Source organism: Shewanella sp. 5S214 (genome assembly GCF_041439795.1).
Classification (GTDB): Bacteria; Pseudomonadota; Gammaproteobacteria; order Enterobacterales; family Shewanellaceae; genus Shewanella; species Shewanella vesiculosa.
Map to the genome: position 1 here is coordinate 1 of NZ_JBGOOV010000026.1, position 23294 is coordinate 23294.

Consider the following 23294-nt stretch of genomic DNA (forward strand, 5'->3'; position numbering starts at 1 on the left):
ATTAGTTTGGATTGTATTCCAATGGAAAAGTCCTTGGGACAACTAGCATAAAAAATGCGTCAACCCGATTTGCTATACACATGTTGTGCTGGCGTTACCGAACATCTGATTGCCATACATTTCCTAATTGCGAACGTTGTTTTAGAGCGAAAAATCTAAAACGTTTCTGTCCAGAAATTAACCTAGACAAGTAGATGATTTATGCCCCAAAAATGAGTTTGAAATTTAGTCTATTTGTATCAAACTGACATGGACTGAGATACAAACATATACACATCTTGCCGCATAGATTTTGATATCATTTTTAACCAAGTACTGTGCGATTTAAGGAACTAAATAGAGGACTATGCGAAGAAAAATAGCAAAATTAAATTTGCCATTGTGGCAATGGCTTGCAGTGATATTGTTTCCGATAGGGGTTGCTGTTGTAGCAAGTTATCTCTCTGCACAGTATTTTGTGGAAGATAAAGTCAAAGGTGTTGGTGCTATTTATGTTGGCCACATTGATACTTTGATCTCACATGCAAATGAGATAAACCATTATGCCTTGGCGCTGAAGGACACTGAGTGTAGGGAGTTACATAACTATATGTTGTTCCAGCCTTACTTTCGCTCAGCTTTAATATTTGACTCACAACGCGTTTATTGCTCATCTAAAACAGGTGATATTGATGCTCCTTTAGACATCGTCAGTATCACTGAAAACCTTGAAATACCTAACCAGTTTATTATTGACGGCACTTATTTTATGCCCGAGGTGCCAGCGATAGTGACATCCAATTGGGAACCGATATCTAAACACGGTGCTGCTGTGATTATTGAAGGGCAATATTTATTAGACTCCTTTGTACAGCCGAATGTGTTTCCCAGTGCAGTGATCAATGTCGCTTTATCCATAAATGATAAAACGATTCCTGAGTCACTCGGATTTATAAAAAATGAGATGATGACGCTAGATTCTGATAAGCACAATTTCTCAGTATTATTAGAAATGTCACCTGCCTTTTTCTGGCATTTCTTTTGGATATTCTTGGCCATTTCTTTACCCATTAGCATAGTCTTGATTACGGGGTCTATCCTATTTGTTCTCTATTCAAAGGGGGCTCGCCACTCCCTTGCCGATGACATTCGCAGTGGGATAGAGAACGAAGAGTTTTTCTTAGTTTATCAGCCTGTGATTTGCACCGAGGACGGTAAGGCCAAGGGGGTCGAGGCATTAGTGCGTTGGCAGCATCCGCAAATGGGCTTAGTGCGACCTGATTTATTTATTCCCATTGCCGAAGAGGGTAAGTTAATTGTCCCATTGACTAACTATATTTTTGAGCAGGCATTAAAAGATTTTGCCGATATGAAGGTCGAACCGGGCTTTAGAATTGCATTTAACGTGGCGCCAGAACACTTTACGCAGGATGATATTGAGTCTAAATTTATTCATCTGCGTGATTCTCTTGAGCGTATTGGCGTTAAGCCGTTGATTGAAATTACCGAGAGGCAATTGCTGACGCCGGATATTTGCCAGTGCATTGAAAGTTTGCGACAGCTAGGGATTCTCGTGGCAATTGATGACTTTGGTACTGGGCAAACCACCTTATCCCTGCTGCAAACGATGCCGTTAGACTACCTGAAAATTGATAAATGTTTTATCGATACCATAGGCCAAGATTCAGTGACTTCGCATGTACTCGATACAATTATCGAGCTTTCCCATAAGATGAATTATGTAGTGGTGGCTGAAGGGGTTGAGACGCAGGAGCAGGCGGACTATTTGACCTGTCGTAAGGTGCATTTTTTACAAGGGTATCTCTTCGCGAGGCCAATGGAACTCGCCGATTTAAAACTATGGCTAGTTGAGCATTTTAAACGTTAGCATCATGAAATCAAACAGCAGAGCGTCAATCGTAAATTTACTCATGGTCGTTTAGGCGAAAATTGTGCTTGTGAATCATTTTACATCAGACTGATTAACTCTCTCACCCAAACCCACCCAATTGGCCCTCACTTTTGCTGTTCGAGGGCTTTTTTTATCCTAGAATAATCCAAACCTCTTAAGAACTGATTCAAACTCAGATATACGCCTGCTCCGCTTAATTACGACTATTTATGTCAAACCGCCGAAGATCGTTGCTTAGGTCGTAGTAAAAAAAGGCATTACTAATAGAATATTTAACCTGAAACTCACGATTTAAAGCTAAGTATCTGACAAGGTTCTGTCCATCTACGTGTCGGTACGGGGTATCTAGGCTGACACGAATCAGCCCCAAAGTAAGTCAGCTAATTAGATTTGAGCTTTTTCTATTTAGCTTTCATCTATAGACAACTATGCAGCTAAATCGAAGAGAGTTAAATTACAGGTGTAGATGAGTCAGCGAGTATCCAAAACAGGGATGTTTTGGTTAAGCCCACAGGGATGTGCTCGTGGCGTCTCGCTTAATCATCTGCAAATAAGCTCAAATGAAGCTACATTATAAATCAAGCTAAACTAATACCAAGTAAGCTGAGTTAATTAATACCTCAAACACACTTTTGTCCAAAGAGATTTGGGAAATATTATAAATATTATTCGTTAGCTTTTATACCATGCTGTTTAAATATGATTACAATCCCGTAATCTTGGTACATGTATCAACGTTCTCTGGTGTGCAAACTGTGATAGGTGTGTAAATTGTTTTCTCATATTTTTGTTCTGTTACAATTTTATACAGTGTCAAAATGGCTAGTCTTCCCATTTCATATGGGGCTTGACCAATATTGATATGAACAAGATTATCTTCCAACATAGCTAATTGTTCAGAGGATGTGTCAGTAATAACAATGATGACCTTGTTGTTATTAATTTTTGCCTGGTACGGGGCAATCATTTTACGATAAAGTGCTTGGTCATTTTGCGGCCAACCACCAACAGCAATAAAAGAGTCTGCTTTTACAGGCTTACCTTTCATTACAGACTCCATTTGATTAATAGATTGATCCAATTGATCAAAATTAAAGAAAGGTTCTCTAACTTCAGTCCATCCCGAATCGTTATTAAGCAATTCTCCAGGAGGTACATCGTATTTTTTTCCCGATAATGCGGAACGGACACCCATCAATCTTAAATTCAGATTGGGAGAATCTGGTCGCCCAGATTGCATTATTAGCGTTCCCCCATTGGGCCGAAGTTTTTTTAACTCTTCACCTAATGACTTACCCAATTCAAAATTGTCAGTGCCGATATAGGCTAGGCGTAAACTATTAGGATCTTCATTGATTGAAACATCAATATCAGAGTCATAGGTAATAACCGGAATACCTGCTTCTTTAGCTCTCTTAAGGCTATTTTTAACGAGATATTTAGATTGTGTAACGGCTACTGCGATACCGTCTATACCTTCATCAATAAGTTGATTTATTACCTGATCTTGCATCCTAACATTACTTATATCTGGTCCCCGATATATGCATTCCACGCCTTTTATTTGAGCCGCTGCATCTATACAGCCAGCTTTGCTTCGCTCAAAAAAAACACTATGAAATTTAGGTACCACGGCAAGTCTTAATTCTTTTCCATATACAGAAGATATGGGTATTAGACTAAAAGCAACAAACAATACAAGTGATCTCCCCATACTCCCTCCTTAAATAATCATATTGCGACTCAGCTTACAATAAAACATAGCAAAGAAACTCATTTAAAAATGTGAGCTGAAACGGTATTGCTGAACCTATCAGTGTGAGCTAATCGATATTGTTGTGTTTTGAACTCCCCCATGCGTCAGCATGGCAACACCATACAAGTAACCAATTGGTTCTAATTTTTGAATGCCTGTCATAATTTTATTGCTTGCTTTTTTTTGGCTCATTCCAAGCATCAAGCGCTTTCGCAGACATTCAAATGAAACTGGGTGGGGATATTAATAACTCAATCGAATCAGAGTAAACTTTTATAAAATTAAACTGAAACACTAGCTTCTCTAAAAATTCTGTCCAAAAATGAGTTAGTACCTGCAAATGGGTAAATTCAACTCTGAACTTGAGGCCATTGAAGACTCTTTATAAAAGAGTCAGTGAGCTGACCATAGCCTTTCACGTATTCCAAGGCATCCTGCCTATCAGATCCCCACTAGCTTTCGAGTTACAAGTCGTTCTTTGGCATACATGCCACCACGACATTCGTGAATCCATTAACCATAACAATCGTTAGCATTTTCACTCTTTATGACAAGATGGGCCAAAGCGGAATTCAAACGAAATTAAAAGCGGGATATCCTTCCGTCGCGACCTTGTAGATTTTTGAAAATGTTGCCGGAACGCTGAGGGTTTGCAAAGGCTGATTTATAAATAAGAATGCGCTTTACCCTTTTGCTCTGGTGTAAGCGAAGCGCCACGACGATAGCGGCCTTAGGCCATAAAGCACAAAACATAAAAGAACAACCCTAGATTCCGGCTCAAAAGCATTACCGGAATGACACTTGGTTTAGCCACCTTTCTTACCGATTATCAGCCGTAGGCTTTTTCAATAACTTCCGCTGTAAGGTTCTGCGGTGCATACCCAATTGTCGTGCGGTTTCTGATACATTGCCGTTGTTGTTGGCGAGCACTTGTTGAATGTGTTCCCATTCAACGCGCTTGGGGTTAAGTGGCTGTTCTTCAATATCATCATAAGTGGTTGTGGTTTCAGCCGAGACGGATAATGCATTTAATAACGTTTGGGTATCGACGGGTTTAGCGAGGTAATTGTCTGCTCCAAGGCGGATGGCTTCGACGGCGGTGGCGATGCTGGCAAAGCCAGTGAGCAATACCATGTGTACCTGGGGTAAAAGTTGTCTTAAGGGTTTAATTAACGACAAGCCATTATGTTCGGCTAATTTCATGTCTAACACGATATGGGTGGGCACAAATTGCCTTGCCATTAATAAGCTATCACTGGCGTGATGGCAGGTTTTACACTCAAACCCATGCTTGCCGAGGCGGCGGGCTAAAATGGCAGCTAGGGCCAAATCATCTTCAATAATCAATAGCTTGTTCATGGTGATCTCAATCCAGCTTATCTTTATTTCAACTTCTGTTTACTTCGATTCGCTTCTATTCGTTAAAATAGCTTCAACTCGCTTTTTGTACACTAAGCGGTAATGTCACTATGGCTTCGGTGCCACTGTCTGGGTGCGGTTTAAGGTATAACTTACCGCCTAAACGCTCAAAACTGGTGTGACTTAATAATACCGCGATGCCCATCCCTTTGGGGCTTTTTACCATATTATTACCTAAGGTATGAAGCAAATGAGTAGCAATGCCGACACCGTAATCGCGAATAGTGATGCTCAATTCTTGTGGCTGTGACAGGCTGATATTGATATCAACAACGGCTGAGTGCTGGTTATCTTGACTCGCCTGAGCGCCATTTTGGATCAGGGCCATTAACGCCGGTAATAAGCTCATGTCGGTATATAAGATCCCCTGCTCGACTTGTGGCGTTAAGGTGATGTTTAATTGAGTTTCTGGCATTAATAAATTCACTTGGTCAATCAACATATCAGCTAACTGATTAACCGGTTGGTGGGTTAATTTATGCTCGCGTATCGACTCTGTGGCGAGGCGTAAATCGCTTAAGGTAACTTCACATCGATTAAGCGCTTGTTGCATCTCACTAATCAATTCTGTTTGTTCAGCATCATTGGCCGATTCGAACAGTTCATCAACCAATAAGCGTAATGTTGCCAATGGTGTTGCCAGCTGATGAGCCATTTGTGCTGATGCGGTGCCTAACGCCAAAATCTTTTCTTGGCGTAACTGGGCTTCGCGTAAATAGCGCAGCTCTGCATTTTTTTGACGTATCCGTTTGGCGATAAAACCTACGGTAACCGTTAACACTAATGCAGAAATCACAAAATTAAACCACATGCCTAAATAGTGCGATCCCATATCCATACTGTGGCTTACAGGCATAGCCTGATTGGCTTGCATCGTATGGGTCATTGGCATTTGGCTCATGTCATGAGCCATAGCGGGATCGCGCATTTCATCTGAAATATCGACAATCATTAAGGTATAAAATGCGGTTGATACTATGGTTAAGTACCAAGGCGCCCAACGAGGCAAGGTAATGGCAGAAATAGCTATCGGTAATAATAGTAATGATACAAAAGCATTGGTCGCCCCGCCGGTAAAATATAACCAGGTTGCCCAAAACAAAGTGTCTAACAATAAGGTTAAAAACAACAAACCATTGTTGTTCATGCTCAGTCGATGAAAACGATAACTAAAGCCAACATAACAAGCTTCAATAATTAGCACGTATGATAAAGCTATTGGAGGAGTCGTTAACCCAAATAAGTCTGTGGCAAACAAGATCAGCCCAATTTTTAAACCCCAATTAACCAGTCGTAGTAAAGCCAATTGTTGCTGACTTGCGTTAAAAGGCATGTTCACATTTGCCATACTATTGCGATCCTAATGTTGATGATATATTCAGCTCAATCCCCTGCTGCCACTATTCTGACGTTGCCATAATAGCAAATCACTTTATCAAACTATTTCACCATTGTGATGCCAATATTGACCATTTAATTCACAACAACACACTGACGTGATTATTGGCAAGCAAGTTTAACCTCACCTTTGAAATAAGTGAGCAGATAATGACGACAAAACATAATATTGAAGTCATTTATTATAAATGAATTACTGCTGTTTAACGTTAACTTGATCCATGCTAACGATAAAAACGCTAAATGATAACACGCATCAATGGCTGTATTGAGTCACTTATATGATGTCTATTTTAGGGTTAACAATAGATAACTGTTACGCTTTATAATTAATATTTAGCACAATAGGCTGGCCTTAGGTTACCGGCTTGTCGTAAAATAGTGATCTAACTAAAAGAGGCACTAATGGCTAATATTTCCAAATTTAATCGTGAAGAAGTACTTGAAAAAGCAAAAAATCTATTTTGGCAAAAAGGTTTTTTGGCGACTTCGACCCGAGAAATTCAAACTACCATGGATATGCGGCCTGGCAGCATATATGCCGCATTCGGTAGTAAGGCCGATTTATTTCACCAAACGTTGATTCATTACGTGCAAACCTCCACGGGTGATTTAAATGAAAAAATAGCCCAAAGTGACAGTGCCTGGAATGGATTTAAGCAATATTTACGCAGTATTATCGTGCCTTGCTGTGCCGAAGTGCCAAGCGAATTATGCATGGTTGTGCGCACTTTAGCTGAACTCGATGAATCTCATCAAGAAACACTGAACATAGCTAAAGATCTGCTGACTCAAGTTGAGCATCGCTTTGCCAGTATCATAGAAAAAGCTCAGCATGATGGTGATTTACCAAGCAAATTAGATAAATCTCAAGTGGCGAAAAAGCTACAAGTGCACATTATTGGTTTACGATCTTATCTCAAAGCCACCGGCGATACAGACACAGTAAACAGAGAACTAGAAGAATTCTTTATTCAATTAGAAAGTTAAAAAAGCGCCTTGAGCGCTTTTTTAATTTTTAACAAATGATAACAAAAATATGTCGTATTATTTAACGACAGCTTTAAATCCGCCAGCAACTCCACTAGGTAAGTAAGTCATAAAACTTGATATTAAATTGACCGATACCTGTATATTCAATATTCACTTCTGTTGCCATGGGGACTTTGACAACACCGCAATATGAACCCGTGATAATGGCTTGACCAGCACTGAGCTTAATGCCCAATTTTGCTAAGTAATTAATTAACCAATACACAGGGTTTTGGGGTAATTCACAAGGGTGTACCCCAGAAAATTGCTGTAATCTTGCGGTGCGTTCACCGCCACTGACCACCACCTCAATATGGCTGGCTTGATAAGCAATAGAAGTGTCTATTATTGGACCTATGTACAGACCTTGATTGCTCAAGCCATCGGCAAGTTTTTGATAAAAACTGGGTTGTATCTCACGACTAAAACGATTTTGAATCAATTCTAAAGCCATGTGTGTAGCACTAATAGCTTGGTCAATGTCATCATTACTGTAATGGCGATAAGGCTCAATGTCCTGACCTAAAATAAACGCAATTTCAGGCTCTATCAGCGCGGTTGGCTGCCCGTCTTTAATACTGGGTATAATGCCGCAATCAATAGTCTGGCTCACTGCTGTTGATAATATTGGCGCAACAATTAACTGACCATTAGCTTGCGGAACTAGGCATTTCCAACCTGCAATGGTGCCATGTTGAGTTATCATCAATTGTTGTACAGCAATAGCCTGTTCAATACTTTGGGGCACAAAGGCTAAATAGTTTGAGTCAGGATGAGGAATACCACGCTGAGCATATAAATGCTTAGCAAGTTTATTAAGGGCTTTATCGGTCACAATAGCATCATCAAAAAATCAAAACGCTAGATTATCGTTTTTGGCTATTGAGATCGATAAATTTCGTATCCGAAAGCCAAAAACAAAAAACCGCTGTAGCAAAGACAGCGGTTTGATTTTACTGCAAGTTATTAGCCTTTATTAGCGATATAACGCCAATCAGAAGCGGTTGATCTCATACAGCAGCTTACTTGCGTGTAGCTCTTAACATCCATGCAGTTTTTTCATGTATGCGCATCCGATCTGACACTAATGCAGCGGTTGATTCATCATCAGCCGCTTGAGCTAATTTAAGCACTTGTCGCGATGTTTTAACCACTTGCTCATGGCCTTGGGTTAATAAATCAACCATATCTGCAGAACTTGGTACACCTTCAACTTCTTTTATTGAACTTAAACGAGCAAACTCTTTGTAAGTCCCCGGTGCTGCTACATCTAATGTACGAATGCGTTCAGCAATATCATCAACAGCCACCGCAAGCTCAGTATATTGCTCTTCAAACATCAGGTGTAACTCACGAAAGTGTACGCCTGTTACATTCCAGTGAAAATTATGAGTCTGTAAATAAAGTGTATATGAATCTGCTAATAAACTTTTTAAGCCTTCAGCAATTTTTAGTCGGTCGTCTTTTTTTATACCAATATCGATGTCTGTCATTTTATTCCTCTCAAAGTAGAATTAATTAGTCATAACATTACAGCATTTGTATAAATGGTGAATACACGTTATTCATAAGTCGCTTAATAAAATAAGCATAAAATCGAATAACAATATATTGGCCTTAATGCATATACCAACTTAACTAATATAATATTACATCAGTGTATAGTATCAAACCTATGTGTTAAACCTATAAATAGAGTCTATATATTAACACTATTACTCAACTCATAGGTCTCTTTTAAAAGGTCTCATTTAAAAATAAACCAATAACATCTTAACAGATGCCTTAATAATATATTACACACCATATAGTTACTGTTGATGAATAGCGCTATGGCTAACTCATCGTTAACGTTACTAATGTATTTATACTAACATCATGATATAAAGGATCAACTCTCAACGATTAATTTATGTTAATAGTTCAACTTAATCGCTTTATAAAAAATTTGAAATACAGCTCATATTGAAACGCGACGAGGAAATAACACCAAATACATATATCCCACCACCAGTAGATTAATTATCAGCACCACCACACTCATTAAGTTAAAGTGATTAACCACTTCATAAAGCTCTAAAGGCAGATATATCGCGCCACTGACCAACGCGAACCATTGAGTCCAGCGTAAGTTATGCCATAAACCATAAGCTTCAATAAAACGAATTAAGGTATATGCTGCAGCACCTATTGCCATTAACGTTAAACTCGATGGTGATACTGCGCTAACGGCCGAAATAAAAATACCGGGATAGTGACTCGCAGGATTTAAGTGCAGATGAGTCATCCATTCTGTTGCCAGCGCCGACAGGTTTTGCCCAGCATATGCATGCAGGCCGATAGCAACCAATAAAGCCAACATTCCTTTACTGGCTTCTAATACCGCAACCGCACGTACACCTTTGCCTGACGCTATCATTTTCGCATATCCACCCTAAACCGATTAGCCTATATTAGCGGCTCACAACAATGACGCCAATGACTATTTTACTGATAAAAAAGCACTTCAGTTGAAGTGCTTAGCCGTTAACCTGAAGATAACTTAAGGTAGCGAATAACGCAGTATTCGTTTAACCACTTGACTATATTGACGTAAAAAAGGTCCCGTATGATAAGCAATACCGTGACGGGCAAAGATAGCTTGCACTTTTGGCGCCACTTGCTGATAGCGTGACGATGGCAGATCGGGAAACAAATGATGTTCAATTTGAAAGCTCAAATGACCAGTGAATATATGAAATAATTTGCCGCCGAGAATATTCGACGAACCTAATGCCTGGCGATAATACCACTGACCTTGAGTTTCATTTTCACACTCAGCTTGGCTAAAGGTATGAACATCTGAGGTAAAATGACCACAAAATATGATAGTCGATGTCCATAAATTACGAATTAAATTGGCGATTAAGTTACCACATAGCACCCACAAAAATAGCGGCCCCGCGAGCAAGGGAAATAGCAGATAATCTTTGAATAATTGTTTACCGCCTTTACTAAAAAAACGTCGTTTCAGTTCGCTTGGATCAATTTTTGACATACGGTCTTGTTTCTTTTTGCCCATAAAAACACGTTCTGCGGCGAGTTCATGATAAGAAACTCCCCACTGAAATAGCATGCTTAAATTTAGGTAAGTGAGAAATTGCCACAGGTTTTTAACCCGCCAGGAAAAGTCATTCGACAAACGCAACAAACCATAACCAAAATCTCGGTCTTTACCAATCACATTGGTATAAGTGTGATGCTCATAATTGTGGATCCGTTGCCAACTTTTACCGTCACAGGCTATGTCCCAATCAAACTGACGCGAGTTAATATGAGGATCGTTCATCCAATCGTATTGTCCATGCAACACATTATGACCGATTTCCATATTGTCGAGAATTTTGGCACTGGCTAAGCTCAACACACCCACAAGCCAACAGAGTGGATGAATAACCCCCAACATCAATAACACACGCCCGCCCCACTCTAAAGCTCGTTGCCACACAATGACGTTACGAATATAGGCCGCATCGGCTGTGCCAACTTCGGTTAACGTTTGACGTTTCAACTCATCTAACTCGTTAGCTAACAGATCAAAATTAATATTCTTATTCATCACTTTACAGTTCCAACTCAAGTGGCGTCACCGCCTGAGAAATACATAATTGAATTAATTGCTCACCTTGCTGTGATATCTCACCGGTACGCATATTCCTCACCACACCAGATTTTTTAATACACTGGCATTGATGGCACACACCAATACGGCAACCAAAATTAGCACTGATCCCCTGTTGCTCTAAGCCATTGAGTAATGAGTTGTTGGTTGCTAATGTTAGCTGGGTTTGTTTACCACGCTGGGTTAACTGAATATGCTGCTCGCCGCTGTGTGTTTGCGACATAACCGGAGCTTGAAAATACTCCGCTTGCCGCTGCTTTAACGGTTGATTAATGGCATCTAATTGGCGATCAACATCCTGCTTAAACTGGCCTGGGCCACATACCAACACTTGGCTTTGCACGGTGCAGTCACTCAGAGCATCCGCTAAATTGTCGCCATTTTTACGAATAAGCAATTGCACTTTTAATTGGTTTAACTGCTGTTGTAACGCCATGAGTTCGTCAACATACAAATGCTCACCCGGCTTGGCAAAATAAACCAAATTAATGGGATTTTGTGGTTGTTGTGGTAGCAACGCCATCTGGTTTAGCATCGCCATAAATGGCGTAATGCCACTGCCAGCCGCCACAAACCACAATGGTGTTGATGGTTGGATACGGTCACTTACTGCAAACTCACCTTGTGGCGCACTTAAATTGACATAAGTACCCGCGGTTATATTCGCCAATAATTTTGCCGTAAAAGCACCGTCAACATGGGTCTTAATGGTTAAACGAATCACGCGCTTTTTAGGGTATTGGCTATGGGACTGGTCGGGTGCTGAGGAGATTGAAAAAGGTCGGGTCATTAAACGGCCATTAATTTCTACCATCAATAACACGTGCTGGCCTGCTATTGCTTGCGGCCAGGCTTTATCTGCAGACAAGTCTAGTTGCACAACATCGGCACGAAGTAATTGATGCCCCAACACTTGGGCGCGAAACCAATGGGTGCGCCAAGCGGGCTTTATGCGCTGCATAATAGGTTCGAAATAACTGCCAAGAAAGTCAGTATGGAATAAGGTTTTTGCGGTGACTTGGTTGAGTCGGGTCAATAGATTCATTTTAGCGCACAAGTGTTAGCTCAATTTCAGCGCACAATTGTACTCTTAAATTATATTATGGTGCAAGTAGTGATGTTAACTATATCGTTTAAGCCTAATATAGCGTGATGGATGGTACAACATCACTCATGACCGTAGATGAATTTAAGCGGACTTAGTTGATGATGGGTTTATAAAAGACATAGTATCAATTAAAAAACTGAAATAACCAGCTGAAAGTAATAAGCTGCAAAGCGTGAGTTAATCGGTCTGAAATGTTAACACTAGCCGATAAGTGATATTAAAAACCAACGACATCTGAGTGGTTACGAAGAAAAAAATTGCTCACTTTTTCTCAAGAAAACACAAATAATGTTCGCGTGTAAGCTCAAAATGCAAATGTACCATCTTGGCTAAATAGCCCCATATATTGCCCCTCTTGAGTTGAGCTAGAATGGTGATGCTAATAGGGTTGTGACAGTTGCTCAACTTGCTTAAGCTCATCGACAGTTAACGAGCCATAATTTCTAGGATACGACCAGCCATAACGCCAGCGAACGGATGTGGGTAAATAAGATGTGCAACCTAGGCAATCATGTTTCACATTCACATCCAGCTTATAATTATTGACGGGCTAAGATGGCACTGTGATCATGACAATAGTCATGACCGTAATATAAACAAACTCCGCTTAGGTATTAAATAGACCACACAGGTAATCATTAGTTTATACAAGTAATATAAGTTAACGATTATTGAGACAATTTAATAAACCAAATTATTGAGCAAAATTAGCAAACCATTTTTGATACGGTTGATATATATCGTAAAGCCAATTAAAGACCGCGGTATAAATTAAAATAAAAATCAACACTCCAGCTTCTAATATCAGGGTATCGATAAGGCTTAATGACAGATACCATGATACTAATGGAATAGTGACCAACAACATGCCGCCTTCAAAACACAATGCATGTACAATCCTGATCAGTAACGTTCTTTCAATCCTATTTGGACCAACTATTTTATCAAACCACACGTTATAAATGTAATTCCATAACATAGCAAATAACGACAAACCAATACTCACAACCAACATATCGCTGGCCTCTTGCTTCATCATTAACGCGCTTGTCGGCACAATGAGCGCCATTGCCAGCAGCTCAAACGTTATCGCCTGAAACACTCTTTCTTTACCTTGCATAATAGACTCAATATATCGTGACCTTTCAACTATTGTCATCCAGAATAGGGATACATAATAGTTGGATAGTATCTGGAAAAGCGATATGTATAGTATTGAGCAACTTGAGGCCTTTGTGGCGACAGTAGAAACTGGGTCTTTCTCTTCTGCTGCAAGATCCTTACATAAAGCGCAGTCGGTGGTCAGCCAGCATGTGATAAACCTCGAAATAGACTGCAACGCTAGCTTATTTGATCGTAGTGGACGATATCCGCAGTTAACCTCGGCCGGTAAAAAACTGTTGCCACATGCCCAAGTCTTATTAGCGCAGCATCAACGCTTACGCTATTGCGCCCAAACCTTAGAACAGCAAACACTTTCAGAGTTAACCATTGGCTTAGATGAAGGCATTCCACTGCAAAAACTGTCGAATATTATTAATGAGTTAGAAGCAAATTTCCCAAATGTCACCTTAGAATTTTTAACCGCGTCAAGCATTGATATTATCGATATGATTGACACTGAGCGAGCCGTCACTGGAATTATTTTCAGTGAACTGGTTATTCCAACGCAAATTGATTTTGAATCCATTGGCTCAATTAAGTTTGATATGTATGTCGCCAGTAGCCATGCGCTAGCACAACAAGTATGTGATAACTTAGCCAGCTTAAAGCTGCACCGCCAATTATTAATGCGTTCACGCAACACCAAATCCAGTAGCTTTCAGTTAGCCATTAGTCCTGATGTTTGGTATGCCGACAATTATTATATTTTACTTGAACTGGCATTACAGGGACATGGTTGGTGCTTGCTGCCTAATCATATTGCCAACAGCTATGTAGATAATGGCCAATTAGTGCTGTTGCCCTCTGAATTTAAAGAAATTGGTTGGCAAGCAAATGTCGATGTCATTCAGCATCATCGCTATAGCAGCGAACCAGTATTTAAACAGCTAAGGCACTCATTACGGCAATTACTAACGCCATAACATTAATAAAATGAGCAATATCGGCTGATGTATATGCTAAAGCATAAGCGAAAATATGCGATATATGGATGTATGCCCAAGGGTTAACGTACAGGTTTCACACGACTCAAATCATTTATGATATTTAGCCAGGATTGTTAACTCTTAGCATAGCGTTATTTTCTCAATGACCAGAATCTCTATTGTTGAACATTACCAGTGTGTTAACTCAGACTAATTTGCCATTAGCCAATATTCACACCTGTATTTAGAGGGTTGTATTAACGGTATAAACTCTATAAATCGGGCTAAAATAACACGATTAAATAACGATTGTTCAAAGCCATTGGACCTCACGGCTAATTAGGCATAATATCCAAATAGTACTCCGGCCACATTGTTGATTAACTGCACAAGCATTTTTGAACAATATCATGCTAAAGATTGAGCTAAAGATTGTGCTACAGGCTGATGTTCTTAGCATTTTTGCTTATATTACAATGTTAAATGAACTATCTTATGCAATGCTGTATGAATAAATACCGAGTAACTGATTTATCTTTGATGCAAATAAATACCCAAGGAACCGATATATGCTGATTGAACATAACATTACTGACGTTGATGTTGGAATGTATGTAGTTGAAATCACTGAACCTAAAGACATGTTTTCATTAACTAAGCCAGGTGTGATTAAAAGCAAGCGTGTTATCGAAGCATTAAAACAAAAGTCGGTTACTAAGCTGCTCATTGATACCAGTAAAAGTGAAGTTATTGTCGAAAAAGTTGATCTTAAGGTCAATGTGCCTAAGCCTCAAGCGCCGCGAAAAGTCACGCCTGCCCGCACCGATGTGACAGCAAATTTCTTTAATCAAGAAATAGTACGAGCGCGCCAAGTATTCAATGAGTCAAAAGACATTCAAAAAAAGCTGTTTCATAATGCGCAGCACGGTCTTCCGTTAGACATGGATCCGGTAGAAAAAATTACCACAGAATCAACAGATTTAATTTTTAATAATCCCAATGCCTTATCATGTGTGATTAATATTCGTAATAAAGATGAATATTTACTTGAGCATTCAGTGTCCGTGTCAGTACTCATGACGATGTTTGCCGTATACAAGAAAATCGACAAAGAGATTGTTAATCAACTGGCCATCGGGGCTTTTTTACATGATGTTGGTAAAATCATGATCCCCGATCGCATTCTCAACAAACCAGATAGACTGACTGAAGAAGAGTTTCATATTATGAAAACTCACGCCAGTTACTCTATTGAGATCATGAAAAATACTCCTGGGATCAGTGCGCTGAGCTTAGAAGTGGCGAGCCTACACCATGAAAAACTCAATGGTTTGGGTTACCCGTTCGGCGTAACGGCTGATAAAATTACCCTTTATGGCCGTATGATCAGCATATGTGATATTTTCGATGCGCTCACTTCTCATCGTTGCTACAAACAAGGCTATGCTCAGGTAAAAGCCTTTAGTATTTTACGTGCGTTAGCAGACAACAATGAATTAGATAAAGATTTAGTCGACCAATTTATTCGCTGTATGGGAGTTTATCCTGTTGGCTCTGTGGTACAACTTGAATCAAATAGGCTGGCTATCGTTGAAGGTCATAATCCTCAAGATCCAATACGTCCTCTTGTGAAACCCTTTTATCATCTAAAACCGGATCATTTTGCATCTGATAAAAAAATTGATTTGGCAACCGTCACTGATGACTTAATTGTAAAGTGTGTGCGTGCTGATGATTTTAATCTGAACATGGAACAAATTATTGAATACCTGGCGCAAGAAGGCTAATCCCAACAAAGAAATTAACCGAAAAACTTAGCCACTATGTTAAAGATATATATGCATGTCATTGCTTAAAAAATATCATCACGATTAAATCCAGTTTTAGTATCACCATAAATAAAATGACAATACCTTCAGTATTGTCATTTTTTGTTGCAGGCATCAATCTTAGTGGTTGCTGTGATAAGTTATGATATAAACATTGATCATAATCGCTGGCCACTATGCAAAATCTCACCCATGACCATATCAACGCTCTATTACCGCCTCGGCCAGATAACAGCCATAAAATGACTTTTGGCCATGTATTGAATATTGCAGGTTCGATTCATTATCGCGGTGCGGCTTACCTGTCGAGTATATCGGCATTGCGGGTTGGCGCGGGTTACGTCACCTTAGCCAGCAGCCCATCGGTATGTGACAGTGTAAGTGCATTAACGCCAAATGTTGTTACCCTACCGCTGCTGACTCAGATGACAGCAAAATATGATAATAACGCCCCAAATACTGACTTATTAGCAACACAAATGCAGACCGCTCGTTGGCAGACAATTGATGTACAAGCAATTGATAAAATGGCCGTGTTACAACTTGACGATAAACTTAACCAAGCCAGTGTGATTTCATTAGGCAGTGGATTAAGTATTGGCCAAAGTACTGACCAACTCAGCGTTAACTTTAGCTGTAGGCGTAATTATCTTGACAACAACTCTATCAACAACAACTCTCTCGACAACAGCTCTCTGGGTAACAAAAAGCATCACAACAGCGATTCAGATGGCTTATCTGTCCCTAATGGTAATAGTGAATTTTTTTACGCGCTCTTAACTCAGTTACAAGCTAATCCTAATCCGGTCATATTCGATGCTGACGCACTGAATTTTATCAGTCGCTTACTTCACCCAGGTAATATCGCAACCACATCGATAACCCTACCAAAACACAGCATTATCACGCCACACCCCAAAGAGTTATCACGATTATTGAATCTTGATGTTAGCGAAATCCAAGCCAAACGTGTGCACTATACCAATATGGCCGCTAAGCAATTAAACGCAGTCGTTGTACTTAAAGGCAAACATACTGTGATTAGTGATGGCGAGCAGGTATTTATCAACCCAACAGGAAACAGCGCGCTTGCCAAAGCCGGAACCGGCGATGTGTTAACCGGAATGATAGCGGGTTTTTGTGCTCAAGGTGTCAGCCCTATAGATGCCGCATGTTTAGGTGTCTATTTACACGGTTTAGCAGGTGATATTGCCGCTGAGGACTTAAGTCAATATGGCATGTTAGCCAGTGACCTACTCAACTATATTCCTCGGGCTATCTTGCAAGTTCTATCGGTTTAACGGTTTAACGGTTTAACGGTTTAATCATAAGTATAAAAAACAACCCGGAAGTACAACAAGCGTACGCCGGGTTACTTATATATTATTAAAGCTTGAGACTATTTAGCCGCATTTCGTGCTTCAGTAAGCCAACCGTTCCATTTTTCTTGGTTGTTAGTAATCCACCCATCTACATGATGTTGAATATCTTTCTTGCTCTTTTCGCCATCGTTCATACGAGTATTCTGCTCATTGATGTCAGCCAATGGCAGTGTAAATACCTCAAAAAACTTCCTTGCAGCAGGATTTTGTTTAGTGAATTTTTTGTTGGCAACAATCTGAATATCAGAAGCAACAAACCCCAGTTTTACCGGATCAGAAACCGCGCCTTCAAGCCCCTGTACCGTCATTCGTTCAACAGCTGAACTTTGAGCTTTAGTCGGATTAATTTCAGGCACGTTTATCCACACTACGTCCTTACCTGGCTTCATTTTAAAAATGGTCCAGTTAGGCGCCCAAGTATAGAAAAATATCGGACCACCATTTTTATAACCCGCCATAGCGGATGCCATTCCGGCTGCATAAGCTGCTTTCACCGGATTAATCGAATCTTTTAGACCGTAAACATCCATATGATGGGTGATGATTTTCTCGCATCCCCAACCAGGAGGACATGCAGTCAAATCCGCTTTACCATCTCCATTAGTATCGAATGCTTTCTTCACTTCAGGGCGTTTAAAATCTGCAAGAGAGGTAATATTATATTTATCGGCTTCTTTTTTAGAGACTAAATATCCGCCTAATCCACCGGCTTTAATAACATAACCCACCTTTTCGGCTTTCTCGTCGAAATTGCTCGGTAGCTGATCGTTATGCATTGGAAACCAACCATTGGTCCAGTAATCAATATCACCGAGTGTGACGGTTTTGTAAAAAATGGGGTTAACCAGCGTTTTAGGCTTTTCGACATCATACCCAAGCGTTTCAAGACCCCGGCGAACAAGTGCTTCCTGAAAAAAACCTGTGTCCCATGTCGCCCGAGCGGGTTTAACGGTTATCCCTTCCCCTGGTTTGAGAGTATCAGCAAGCGCTGCTGATCCCGTCACTGTCATTGCAGCTAACGCTGCACTCAGTATTACTTTTTTAAGTATCATTTTACGTCCTTATTTTTTTTGGTTGCCATTGATTGGGTGATCCTATCGAGAATGATTGCTAATAAAACAATCGCTAGACCGCCCACCGTGGCCAAACCAATATCAAGTGTATTTAAGCCCAGAACGACAGGTGCCCCAAGGCCGCCTGCGCCAATCATTGCGGCGATTACCACCATGGAGAGCGACATCATGATGGTCTGATTCAGGCCCGCCATGATGGTCGGTAAAGCAAGTGGTATCTGAACTTTAAGTAAAACCTGCGAGCTTGTTGCCCCAAAGGCGAGCGCAGCCTCGACTAACTCTGGGTGTACCTGCCTAATACCGAGACTGGTTAATCTCACCAAGGGTGGCAGGGCAAAAATGATGGTCGCCAGAACGCCCGCTGTGTTGCCAATAGAAAAAAGCATCACAATGGGGACCAAATAGACAAAGGCTGGCGTCGTTTGCATCGCGTCCAAAATGGGTCGTAGAATGTTGTTAACACGATCACTGCGTCCAGCCCATATCCCAAATGGCACACCAACAAGGGTGCAGAACACCACGGATGAAAAGACCATGGCGAGGGTTATCATGGTTTCTGACCAGAAACCGAGTAGACCGATGAGCACCAATGATAACAGCGTAAAGGCAGCCAGCTTTAGACCAGACACTCGCCAAGCAATGACACCAAACAGGGCAATAACAAGCAGAGGTGAAGTTGCCAGTAAACCATCTGACACACCAGACAAAATAAAGTCGACAGGCCATTTGATCAGTTGAAAAAACCATCGATAGCCTTCAACCAACCAGTTAACTAAATTGGTGATCCAAACATCTAAAGGAATCACTCTTTCATCAAAACTGAACATGATTTAAAACTCCTGAAGCTAATATTCTAAGATGCTGACTGCTCAAAATAAGTCCCCTTCTCTGCACGGTTTAAGGTACGAAGAAACAGATTTTTAGAAACAACGCCGCGATATCTACTTTCTGAGTTTACAACGGGAATAGGCCAAGAATGGGAGGCGACCAGGGATAAGATATCCTGAAGACTATCTGTTTCTTGAACTGATTTAGCATCTGTTAGAAAAGCATGCTCAAGTTTGCTGGCACCATTTCCTTGGTCAATAGCGTCGCGCAGGGAGTCTGAGGAGACCACACCTAAAAAGCGGTGCTCTGAGTCAAGTACATAGGCAAACTCGCGATCTTTAATACTCAACATTTCTAGGGTGGCGCGTGGGCTACCTGCTTTAGTATGCCAAACAACGGTTGGTTGACTGTCGCGGGCAATGTCCCCAGCGGAGATAACACCGGTTGGATCCACACCACGGAAAAATGCACGTACATAATCATCTGCTGGATTTTGCAGAATTTCTTCTGGTGTCCCCACCTGAATCACTCTGCCGCCCTGCATAATGGCAATTCGGTCGCCAATGCGTAATGCTTCGTCTAAATCATGGGAGATAAAAATGATGGTGCGTTCATGACGATCTTGCAGTTTCAGCAGTTCATCTTGCATCTCTGTCTTGATAAGCGGATCAAGCGCCGAAAATGCCTCATCCATGAGCAAGATATCAGGATCTACCGCTAAGCCTCGCGCTAATCCTACTCGCTGCTGCATACCGCCACTTAACTCATTGGGATAGGCCTTCTCCAAGCCTTCGAGTCCGACTTGTTTTAAAGCATCTAGGGCTCGTTCTTCACGCTGTTTTTTATCCATGCCATCAAGTTCGAGGCCAAACGCGGCGTTCTCTAACACTGTTTGATGGGGCATAAGCGCGAAGGACTGAAACACCATACTGGTTTTACTTCTGCGAAACTTGACCAGTTCATCCTTATTCATGTTGAGGATATTTTGGCCATCAACCAACACCTCTCCCGATGTGGGTTCAATAAGCCTGTTTAACATTCTTACTAGGGTTGATTTTCCTGAGCCGGATAGCCCCATAACCACAAAAATCTCACCTTTATTGACAACAAAACTGGCACCTTGTACGGCAACCGTTAGTCCTGTTTGTTCGTAAATCTCTTCTTTGCTTTTCCCTTGTTCAAGTAATTTCACCCCCTTGCGAGGCTCAGAACCAAAAACCTTATAAAGGTTTTTTATCTCTATTTTTTCCATACCAATTTCCATGACGCTTTTTTACGCCGTTCGGCTTTTTTGCACTAACGCTACATAAAAAGCACATGAATAGATCCTGCGCTGTTAAATATTTACCACACATTTTCGTGGTATATTTTATACAGTAGTCCCTAAGCGATCGCCCTGTCAACGTTAGCGTTTTTAAAAGTAGACATAAATCATTGAATTTAATTGTAAAAATTCCGAGCAGATTGACAACGTTTTAACTTAGGATCATTGCTACTGATTCACTCACCGGTATCACTTTCTTCATGGGCGTTATTTGTCACTATTGTGTTAAGCATTTTGGCTTAGTGTTGACTGGCTAACCGCTAGGCAGATAGCGCTGTAAAATTGAATGCAGTCGGTGCTTATTTTTGTTTACAAGAGCAAGTGTCTTATGCGGTGATGACGAATCGATTTGATCCAATAATTGATATGGCCTCTACTGCGACAATGAGGATGAAAGCTTATTGATCAGTAAGTTAAAACAACGTGATTCATTGTCGCAATTTCGCTTTGATAGCAGCATTAAAAATGGATTAACTTAAATATCAGCCAATAAAATCAGAATTTTGTCTAAAAAAATCCCCAACACAATACTGCTAGGGATTCACATCAACAGATGAGGTTAGCTAACCTTTAAGGGGGATAAAAACCTTGATAGATTATATGTAGAAATTTAGTTATCAGTCTCGCTAACATAACCCAATTAAGTCCAAAATATGGCTTAAATAAAGGGCATAAAAACAGATTAATGATTAACTAAAATGAGCTGTATATTTATATTTTGATAATGTTGACCATTACGCTTAATTTGATCACATTCTTGTTGTGATTGGGGTTTAATAATCAATTTAGCTTGGCCAAGATCAATATCATTTTGGCCATCTACACAGGCTTTATCAACCCAAGCATTAAACTCTCGCTTAACATCGGCTTGCTTATTGATCGTCTTATCAGCGCTTAATAATTGAATATGGTTTAACGATTGCGTGACTACATCTACTTTTGCGTTATCGCCCGCGGTTAAGTAATGCATGACTCCTGAGTAAGATAGTGGTGTTTGAGTTACATGAGATTGTTCCACTACCCAAACACCATGCTCGCCAACAACAGATACTTTGTGATTGCGAAGATCAACTAACAGTGCGGTATTTTCATCAACTCCAAAGCCTAATTTATTTTCAGACAAGGCACTTAGCATGAATAACCTCACTTGCCGCTCACGCTGTGAGAAATGGGTATCAGTGACTCCAAATGGAAAAAAACCTAATCCTCCCGCGGTGGAATATGTAACCGCAGTAGCCGGAATGTCTGACTGACAATGACTCTCCTCACATCGCTCACTTGGCGCCTCGGCAGCCAACACGCCATAGGTTAATGCGCCATGACTTGTGCCGCCTGTGACCATATATTGAGCTGTCATTACTGCCGTTCCTGCACTCGTGCCACCAATCACAATCTGATGTTGTTGTAATCTTTGTTTAATAATATCAAGCGCTTTACTTGGCTTTTTCTGTGGTGTTAACCAAGCTGATAATGTTAAACGTTGATCACCACCATTAAGAAATAAGCCATCAATATTAAGCAGTTGCTGGTAAAGAGAATCAGGAGATACACACATGGATTGTTGTAATGCGGTAGCAACCGGATACAATCGCGCGCGATCGACATTACCTTGAATTTTTTCGCGCAATGCAGGTAACTGATCACATTGTTGTTGTGCTATAGCGGCTTGTAATGCGCTATCTAAAGGCAGCCAGATAACATCCGCACCGGCTTGCTCAAAAACTTGAGTATAGAAATCAATTGATTCAAAAGGATCTCTTGCAGATGCGGTAACTACGGCGATTAATGGCCGCTTAGCTTGCGGCTGCCGTTGTTGTTTTTTTAGCAATGCTTGCTGAGTAAACAAAGAGAATATCTGCGCGCCATATTGGTTCTGGGTCGCACTCAGCATCACATGTTCTTGGCGATTGATACCCGAGGTAATGGCTTGTTCATCTTCAAGTAAATCCAATAAAGCATAATAAACTTGATCGTTTAAATCCGTTAAAAAATCTTTTTCAACAGCAGAGATGGCATCATAAAATGCTTGATAGCTCAAACTAGAACCCGCATTACCCTGCTGCTGACTGGCATGGAGCAATATAGCTTTTTGAGGTGCTGTTAACCCAGATAAACTCGGATGTTTAAAGGCTCGCTCGAGTGCAGAATGCGTTAATCGATAAACAGAGGTTTGTTTTGCATCAGCAGTAAATTGACTGCCAGGCACACAGTTTTGTCTAGATAAAGAACTGCAAGTGACCAACCCACCGCCAACCATCATTAAATCGAAAGTTTGAACCGGCGGAGTAGCATCGGTATTGACAGCAGTACTAGCCAGCGCCATTGAACTGTATAACGACAGCAACAAAGTACTGATTAACAAGCTAAATAATAGACAAGATAAGGCATTGAAATTAGGTTTAATCGAAATTTTCATGGTAGTACTCAAAAAAAGTTTCTGCCATGTATTGACTCAGCACCTATCTTACGGATAGCCTCTTAACAGGTCAACAACAATAGCTCA

At 40.6% G+C, this 23294-nt stretch carries 19 protein-coding genes; 5 read left to right on the plus strand and 14 right to left on the minus strand.

What is annotated here, in order from left to right:
* Positions 1–346 precede the first annotated feature (346 nt).
* A complete protein-coding gene (locus ACED29_RS16130; protein ID WP_371698076.1) occupies positions 347–1867 on the plus strand; it encodes an EAL domain-containing protein in 1521 nt (506 codons plus the stop codon).
* 727 nt (positions 1868–2594) lie between these two features.
* Here ACED29_RS16130 and ACED29_RS16135 read toward each other — a convergent pair.
* The 3 genes from ACED29_RS16135 to ACED29_RS16145 all read right to left on the minus strand — a co-directional run bounded on the left by ACED29_RS16135 (position 2595) and on the right by ACED29_RS16145 (position 6414).
* Complete coding sequence (locus ACED29_RS16135; RefSeq protein WP_124015019.1) at positions 2595–3605, minus strand: substrate-binding domain-containing protein; 1011 nt, start codon at positions 3603–3605, stop codon at positions 2595–2597.
* 861 nt (positions 3606–4466) lie between these two features.
* Positions 4467–5006, minus strand: a complete 540-nt coding sequence (locus ACED29_RS16140) for a response regulator transcription factor (protein WP_124015992.1) — start codon at positions 5004–5006, stop codon at positions 4467–4469.
* A gap of 73 nt (positions 5007–5079) precedes the next feature.
* The gene (locus ACED29_RS16145) at positions 5080–6414 is read right to left on the minus strand and encodes a sensor histidine kinase (RefSeq protein ID WP_371698077.1); all 1335 of its coding nucleotides are present in this window, start codon (positions 6412–6414) and stop codon (positions 5080–5082) included.
* A gap of 455 nt (positions 6415–6869) precedes the next feature.
* Here ACED29_RS16145 and ACED29_RS16150 point away from each other — a divergent pair, with 455 nt between their 5' ends.
* Positions 6870–7454, plus strand: coding sequence for a TetR/AcrR family transcriptional regulator (locus ACED29_RS16150; protein ID WP_182697214.1), 585 nt, complete (start codon positions 6870–6872; stop codon positions 7452–7454).
* 94 nt (positions 7455–7548) lie between these two features.
* Here the strand turns inward: ACED29_RS16150 and ACED29_RS16155 are convergent, their stop codons facing one another.
* The 7 genes from ACED29_RS16155 to ACED29_RS16185 form a co-directional block, all read right to left on the minus strand.
* The gene (locus tag ACED29_RS16155; RefSeq protein WP_371698078.1) at positions 7549–8331 is read right to left on the minus strand and encodes a hypothetical protein; all 783 of its coding nucleotides are present in this window, start codon (positions 8329–8331) and stop codon (positions 7549–7551) included.
* Positions 8332–8518: 187 nt separating this feature from the next.
* Positions 8519–8989, minus strand: a complete 471-nt coding sequence (locus tag ACED29_RS16160; protein ID WP_124015988.1) for a Dps family protein — start codon at positions 8987–8989, stop codon at positions 8519–8521.
* 467 nt (positions 8990–9456) lie between these two features.
* Positions 9457–9915 carry a DUF2127 domain-containing protein gene (locus tag ACED29_RS16165; RefSeq protein ID WP_371698079.1) on the minus strand — a complete coding sequence of 153 codons (459 nt, stop codon included), beginning with the start codon at positions 9913–9915 and terminating at the stop codon, positions 9457–9459.
* 123 nt (positions 9916–10038) lie between these two features.
* The gene (locus tag ACED29_RS16170; RefSeq protein ID WP_371698080.1) at positions 10039–11094 is read right to left on the minus strand and encodes a fatty acid desaturase; all 1056 of its coding nucleotides are present in this window, start codon (positions 11092–11094) and stop codon (positions 10039–10041) included.
* A 4-nt stretch (positions 11095–11098) separates the two neighbouring features.
* The gene (locus tag ACED29_RS16175; RefSeq protein WP_371698081.1) at positions 11099–12202 is read right to left on the minus strand and encodes a flavin reductase family protein; all 1104 of its coding nucleotides are present in this window, start codon (positions 12200–12202) and stop codon (positions 11099–11101) included.
* Positions 12203–12644: 442 nt separating this feature from the next.
* Complete coding sequence (locus ACED29_RS16180; RefSeq protein WP_371698082.1) at positions 12645–12785, minus strand: hypothetical protein; 141 nt, start codon at positions 12783–12785, stop codon at positions 12645–12647.
* 174 nt (positions 12786–12959) lie between these two features.
* Entirely contained in the window at positions 12960–13385 is a 426-nt protein-coding gene (locus tag ACED29_RS16185; RefSeq protein ID WP_124015984.1) for a PACE efflux transporter, read from the minus strand.
* A gap of 85 nt (positions 13386–13470) precedes the next feature.
* Here ACED29_RS16185 and ACED29_RS16190 point away from each other — a divergent pair, with 85 nt between their 5' ends.
* From ACED29_RS16190 to ACED29_RS16200, 3 genes are all read left to right on the plus strand, one after another.
* Positions 13471–14352 (plus strand): LysR family transcriptional regulator, encoded by an 882-nt coding sequence (locus ACED29_RS16190; protein WP_371698109.1) that lies wholly within the window; start codon positions 13471–13473, stop codon positions 14350–14352.
* A gap of 572 nt (positions 14353–14924) precedes the next feature.
* The gene (locus tag ACED29_RS16195) at positions 14925–16142 is read left to right on the plus strand and encodes an HD-GYP domain-containing protein (protein ID WP_124015982.1); all 1218 of its coding nucleotides are present in this window, start codon (positions 14925–14927) and stop codon (positions 16140–16142) included.
* Between the two features lie 218 nt (positions 16143–16360).
* Complete coding sequence (locus tag ACED29_RS16200; RefSeq protein ID WP_371698083.1) at positions 16361–17485, plus strand: NAD(P)H-hydrate dehydratase; 1125 nt, start codon at positions 16361–16363, stop codon at positions 17483–17485.
* Positions 17486–17583: 98 nt separating this feature from the next.
* Here the strand turns inward: ACED29_RS16200 and proX are convergent, their stop codons facing one another.
* From proX to ACED29_RS16220, 4 genes are all read right to left on the minus strand, one after another.
* Entirely contained in the window at positions 17584–18618 is a 1035-nt protein-coding gene (gene proX / locus ACED29_RS16205) for a glycine betaine/L-proline ABC transporter substrate-binding protein ProX (RefSeq protein ID WP_371698084.1), read from the minus strand.
* Positions 18615–19466, minus strand: coding sequence for a proline/glycine betaine ABC transporter permease (locus tag ACED29_RS16210; protein ID WP_182756552.1), 852 nt, complete (start codon positions 19464–19466; stop codon positions 18615–18617). The genes proX and ACED29_RS16210 overlap by 4 nt, the downstream gene beginning before the upstream one ends.
* A 26-nt stretch (positions 19467–19492) precedes the next feature.
* Positions 19493–20719, minus strand: coding sequence for a glycine betaine/L-proline ABC transporter ATP-binding protein ProV (gene proV, locus ACED29_RS16215; RefSeq protein ID WP_182722815.1), 1227 nt, complete (start codon positions 20717–20719; stop codon positions 19493–19495).
* Positions 20720–21473: 754 nt separating this feature from the next.
* On the minus strand, positions 21474–23207 hold the full coding sequence (locus ACED29_RS16220) for a cyanophycinase (RefSeq protein WP_371698085.1): 1734 nt from the start codon (positions 23205–23207) through the stop codon (positions 21474–21476).
* Positions 23208–23294 lie beyond the last annotated feature (87 nt).

Excerpts from the sequence above, each read along its gene's own strand:
- ACED29_RS16210 (WP_182756552.1), bottom strand. The coding sequence starts at position 19,466 with ATGTTCAGTTTTGATGAAAGAGTGATTCCTTTAGATGTTTGGATCACC.
- ACED29_RS16220 (WP_371698085.1), bottom strand. The coding sequence starts at position 23,207 with ATGAAAATTTCGATTAAACCTAATTTCAATGCCTTATCTTGTCTATTA.
- ACED29_RS16160 (WP_124015988.1), bottom strand. The coding sequence starts at position 8,989 with ATGACAGACATCGATATTGGTATAAAAAAAGACGACCGACTAAAAATT.
- ACED29_RS16185 (WP_124015984.1), bottom strand. The coding sequence starts at position 13,385 with ATGCAAGGTAAAGAAAGAGTGTTTCAGGCGATAACGTTTGAGCTGCTG.
- ACED29_RS16135 (WP_124015019.1), bottom strand. The coding sequence starts at position 3,605 with ATGGGGAGATCACTTGTATTGTTTGTTGCTTTTAGTCTAATACCCATA.
- proV (WP_182722815.1), bottom strand. The coding sequence starts at position 20,719 with ATGGAAAAAATAGAGATAAAAAACCTTTATAAGGTTTTTGGTTCTGAG.
- proX (WP_371698084.1), bottom strand. The coding sequence starts at position 18,618 with ATGATACTTAAAAAAGTAATACTGAGTGCAGCGTTAGCTGCAATGACA.
- ACED29_RS16140 (WP_124015992.1), bottom strand. The coding sequence starts at position 5,006 with ATGAACAAGCTATTGATTATTGAAGATGATTTGGCCCTAGCTGCCATT.
- ACED29_RS16170 (WP_371698080.1), bottom strand. The coding sequence starts at position 11,094 with ATGAATAAGAATATTAATTTTGATCTGTTAGCTAACGAGTTAGATGAG.
- ACED29_RS16145 (WP_371698077.1), bottom strand. The coding sequence starts at position 6,414 with ATGGCAAATGTGAACATGCCTTTTAACGCAAGTCAGCAACAATTGGCT.
- ACED29_RS16130 (WP_371698076.1), top strand. The coding sequence starts at position 347 with ATGCGAAGAAAAATAGCAAAATTAAATTTGCCATTGTGGCAATGGCTT.
- ACED29_RS16165 (WP_371698079.1), bottom strand. The coding sequence starts at position 9,915 with ATGATAGCGTCAGGCAAAGGTGTACGTGCGGTTGCGGTATTAGAAGCC.
- ACED29_RS16150 (WP_182697214.1), top strand. The coding sequence starts at position 6,870 with ATGGCTAATATTTCCAAATTTAATCGTGAAGAAGTACTTGAAAAAGCA.
- ACED29_RS16175 (WP_371698081.1), bottom strand. The coding sequence starts at position 12,202 with ATGAATCTATTGACCCGACTCAACCAAGTCACCGCAAAAACCTTATTC.
- ACED29_RS16190 (WP_371698109.1), top strand. The coding sequence starts at position 13,471 with ATGTATAGTATTGAGCAACTTGAGGCCTTTGTGGCGACAGTAGAAACT.
- ACED29_RS16195 (WP_124015982.1), top strand. The coding sequence starts at position 14,925 with ATGCTGATTGAACATAACATTACTGACGTTGATGTTGGAATGTATGTA.
- ACED29_RS16200 (WP_371698083.1), top strand. The coding sequence starts at position 16,361 with ATGCAAAATCTCACCCATGACCATATCAACGCTCTATTACCGCCTCGG.